4 protein-coding genes are annotated in these 3,807 nt (G+C 65.6%); 1 reads left to right on the forward strand and 3 read right to left on the reverse strand.

Features of this window, described 5'->3' with window-relative positions; genetic code table 11:
• On the reverse strand, positions 1-403 hold a 403-nt coding region (locus ACO6D5_RS29750; protein WP_485827393.1), incomplete at its 3' end, for a LysR family transcriptional regulator.
• A 202-nt stretch (positions 404-605) separates the two neighbouring features.
• Here ACO6D5_RS29750 and ACO6D5_RS29755 point away from each other — a divergent pair.
• Positions 606-1,235 (forward strand): FMN-dependent NADH-azoreductase, encoded by a 630-nt coding sequence (locus ACO6D5_RS29755; RefSeq protein ID WP_485827394.1) that lies wholly within the window; start codon positions 606-608, stop codon positions 1,233-1,235.
• A gap of 94 nt (positions 1,236-1,329) precedes the next feature.
• Here the strand turns inward: ACO6D5_RS29755 and ACO6D5_RS29760 are convergent, their stop codons facing one another.
• Together ACO6D5_RS29760 and ACO6D5_RS29765 are read right to left on the reverse strand one after the other, a co-directional pair.
• Positions 1,330-2,235, reverse strand: coding sequence for an NAD(P)-dependent oxidoreductase (locus ACO6D5_RS29760; protein ID WP_006225994.1), 906 nt, complete (start codon positions 2,233-2,235; stop codon positions 1,330-1,332).
• 58 nt (positions 2,236-2,293) lie between these two features.
• The coding region (locus tag ACO6D5_RS29765; protein ID WP_485827395.1) for a gamma-glutamyltransferase family protein at positions 2,294-3,807 on the reverse strand (1,514 nt) is incomplete at its 5' end.

Here is a 3,807-nt window from a genome sequence, read left to right on the forward strand (position 1 = left end):
TCAGGTCCACGCGCCGGTTGGTCACCAGCAACTGCACGGAAATCGCCGGCCACGCATCCAGGAATTCGGGCAGGATCGGCGCCAGCACATCCTGGGCAATGGAGACGGGGCAGCTCACGATTACCGGCCCGGCAGGCTCTGACTGCAATTGCCGCATGGCGTCGTCCGCAGCGCGGGCGGATGCGGCCATTTCACGGCAATAGTGCAGGTAGCGTTCGCCCGCCGAAGTCAGCCGCAGCCGGCGCGTCGTGCGTTGCAGCAGCCTGACACCCAGACTTTCCTCAAGGTGCGAGATCCTGCGCGACAGGCGGGATTTCGGGATGTCCAGCGCCCTGGCTGCCGCGCTGAAGCCGCCTTGCTCGACAACTTGGGAAAAATAGTAGAGGTCATTGAGATCTTGCATGATTGTTCTATACCTGGAACGAACAGTTCATCATACCCCGGTTTATGTTAACAATGAACCGGTCTACAGTGAGCCCATGCATTCGGGATCTGCCAACGCCACCCGGCGCCAAGCTCCAGTCCGAACTCCTTGAAGAGTCGGGCGTGGCGCTGACAGATCCTGGCCGCCCGCGTATGGCGGGCCACCCCTGGAGATATTTGCAATGAAGACCCTCGTTATCCTTTCCTCGATTCTCGGCGACCGTTCCAACAGCAAGCAATTGGCCGATCACCTGATTGCGCGCGTCAAAGAAGCCAACCCCGCCGCGGCCGTCAAGGTCCGAGACATCGGCGCGCAGCCCATTCCCTATTTCGACGGCAACACGGCCGGCGCGCTGTTCACCCCGGCAGATGCCCGCAGCGTCGAGCAGCAACGCATCGTCGAACTGAGCGATACGCTCGTCGCTGAACTGATGGAAGCAGATCGCATCGTTTTCGCGGTGCCCGTCTACAACTTCAATCTGCCCGCGCAGTTCAAGAGCTATCTGGACCACGTGGCCCGTGCGGGCGTCACGTTCCGTTATACGCCGGAAGGCGTGCCGGAGGGCCTCGTCAAGGGTAAGCAGGTGTTCGTGTTGACGGCACGCGGCGGCAAAGCCGAAGGCACACCGTCCGACACCCTGACGCCGTACCTGCGCCAGATGCTAGGCTTCCTTGGCATGAGCGACGTCACGTTCATCGCCGCCGAAGGCATGGCGATGGGCGAAGTGGCGGCGCTGGAAGGCGTGACGCTGGCCAAGCAACGCATCGACGCGCTGGTGCTGGAAACGGCGCAGGCCAGCTTGGCCGCGTAACGGCGCATGTGCCACCAAAAAAGGCGAGCCTCGTGGCTCGCCTTTTTGTTTGCCGCCAAATCGCCGAGCCGTGGGGCAGGGCGTTGCAGCAAGTTCAGTCGCGCAGTCGCTTCACCAGGCTAGACGTGTCCCAACGGCCGCCGCCCATCTTCTGGACGTCGCCATAGAACTGGTCCACCAGGGCGGTGACCGGCACGCGCGCGCCGTTGTGGCGCGCTTCGGCCAGCACCAGGCCCAGGTCTTTGCGCATCCAGTCCACCGCGAAGCCGAATTCGAACTTGTCGTCGACCATGGTGCCGCCGCGGTTCTCCATCTGCCAGCTTTGCGCCGCGCCCTTGCTGATCACGTCCAGCACCAGCTTCATGTCCAGGTCGGCCGCCTGGCCGAAGGCCACGGCTTCCGACAGGCCTTGCACGATGCCGGCGATGCAGATCTGGTTGACCATCTTGGCCAACTGGCCGGCGCCCGGCGCGCCCACCAGTGTCACGGCGCGGCCGAAGCTTTGCGCCACCGGCTTGATGGCGTCGAAGACAGCGGGTTCGCCGCCGCACATGATGGTCAGCACGCCATTGACCGCGCCGGCCTGTCCGCCCGAGACCGGGGCATCCACGAAGTTCAGGCCCAGTTCCTTGGCTTGCGCATAGAGCTCGCGCGCCACATCGGCCGAGGCGGTTGTGTGGTCGACGAATACCGCGCCTGGCGCCATGCCCGAGAACGCGCCGTCCGGGCCCAGCACGATGCTGCGCAGGTCGTCGTCATTGCCCACGCAGGCGAATACGATCTGCGCGCCCGCTACCGCTTCGCGCGGCGTGGGGGCATGGTGGCCGTGGAACTCGGCGGCCCAGGCTTGCGCCTTGGCGGGGGTGCGGTTGTAGACGGTGACGTCGTGCCCCGCACGGGCCAGGTGGCCGGCCATGGGCAAGCCCATCACGCCCAATCCGAGGAAAGCGACTTTCTGGGCTACGACCGCGTCGTAGCTCTTGGTACCGATCGTTGCCATGCAGGGAACTCCGCTCTATGTAGGTAAGGTCAGTCTCAGGACAGTAACCTTAACGCAATCAAAAGCCGGCGGCGAGTCCATCTCGTCGACTGTCGCTGGCGCTGACATAGCCGTCTACCGCCGGGTCGCCCAGCCGCCAGATGAACTGGCCAGAACCGAAGTCCATATAGGGGTCGTCGATGCCTTCCAGCACATGGCCGCGCGTGCGCAGGCCCTGGGCCACGGCCGGGTTCAGTCCCGTTTCCACGTCCACCGCCAGGCCGTGGTTCCATTTCCAGCGAGGCGCGTCGCAGGCGGCTTGCGGCTGCTGGCCGTAGTCGAGCATGCGCACCAGCGTCTGCACTTGCCCCTGGGGCTGCATATTGCCGCCCATGACGCCAAAGCTCATGACGGGGGCGCCGTCGCGCATCAGGAAACCTGGGATGATGGTGTGGAAGGGGCGCTTGCCGCCCGCGACCACATTGGGATGGTCGGGTTGGGTGCTGAAGCAATGCCCGCGGTTCTGCAGGCTGACGCCCGTGCCCGGCACCACCACGCCCGAACCGAAACCCATGTAGTTCGACTGGATGAAGCTGACCATCATGCCGCTCTTGTCGGCGGCGGTGAGGTAGACGGTGCCGCCTTGCGGTGCATGGCCCGAGGCGAAGGCCTGGGCCACGTTGGGGTCGATCATCCGCGCGCGTTCGGCCAGGTAGTCCGGCCGCAGCATCTGCTCGGGCGTCATCCGCATGTGGCGCGCGTCGGCCACGTGCGCATAGACGTCGGCGAACGCCAGTTTCATGGCCTCGATCAGCAGGTGCTGGGTGTCGGGATGGTCGACCGGGCGGGCAGGCAGGTCGAAGTTTTGCAAGATGCCCAGCGCGATCAACGCCGCGATGCCTTGGCCGTTGGGCGGGATCTGATGCAGGGTGTGGCCTCGGTAAGGCTGGCTGATCGGCGTCACCCATTCCGGCGCGTAGTCGCGCAGATCGGCCAGGGTCAGGGCGGCGTCGTGGGCCTGGGCGTGTGCGACCAGCTTGTGGGCCGTTTCGCCTTCATAGAAGTCGCGCCCGCCGCTGGAGGCGATGCGCTTGAGCGTCGCCGCCGCGCCCGGCAGCACGAAGTGTTCGCCGATGTGGGGCGCGCGGCCGCGCGGCAGGAAGTGTTCGGCAAAACCCGGTTGCGGTTGCAGGACGTCGGCTTGCGCCGCCCACTTTTCCTGCACGACGGGCGACACGGCATAGCCGCGTTCGGCATATTCGATGGCGGGCGCCAGCACGTCGGCAAACGCCAGGCTGCCCAGCTTTTCGTGCAGGGCGGCCCAGCCGGCCACACAGCCTGGCACCGTCACGCTGTCCCAGCCCCGCATCGGGATCACGCCTTGATGCTTGCGGCGGAAGTAATCCACATTCCAGGCGCCGGGGGCCGTGCCCGAGGCATTCAGGCCATGCAGCTTCGAACCGTCCCAAATGATGGCGAAGCAGTCCGAGCCCAGGCCGTTGCTGACGGGTTCGGTCAGCGCCAACGTGGCGGCTGCAGCGATGGCCGCATCCACGGCATTGCCGCCGCGGGCCAGGATCCGCAAGCCCGCCT

Source organism: Achromobacter sp. (assembly GCF_057314935.1).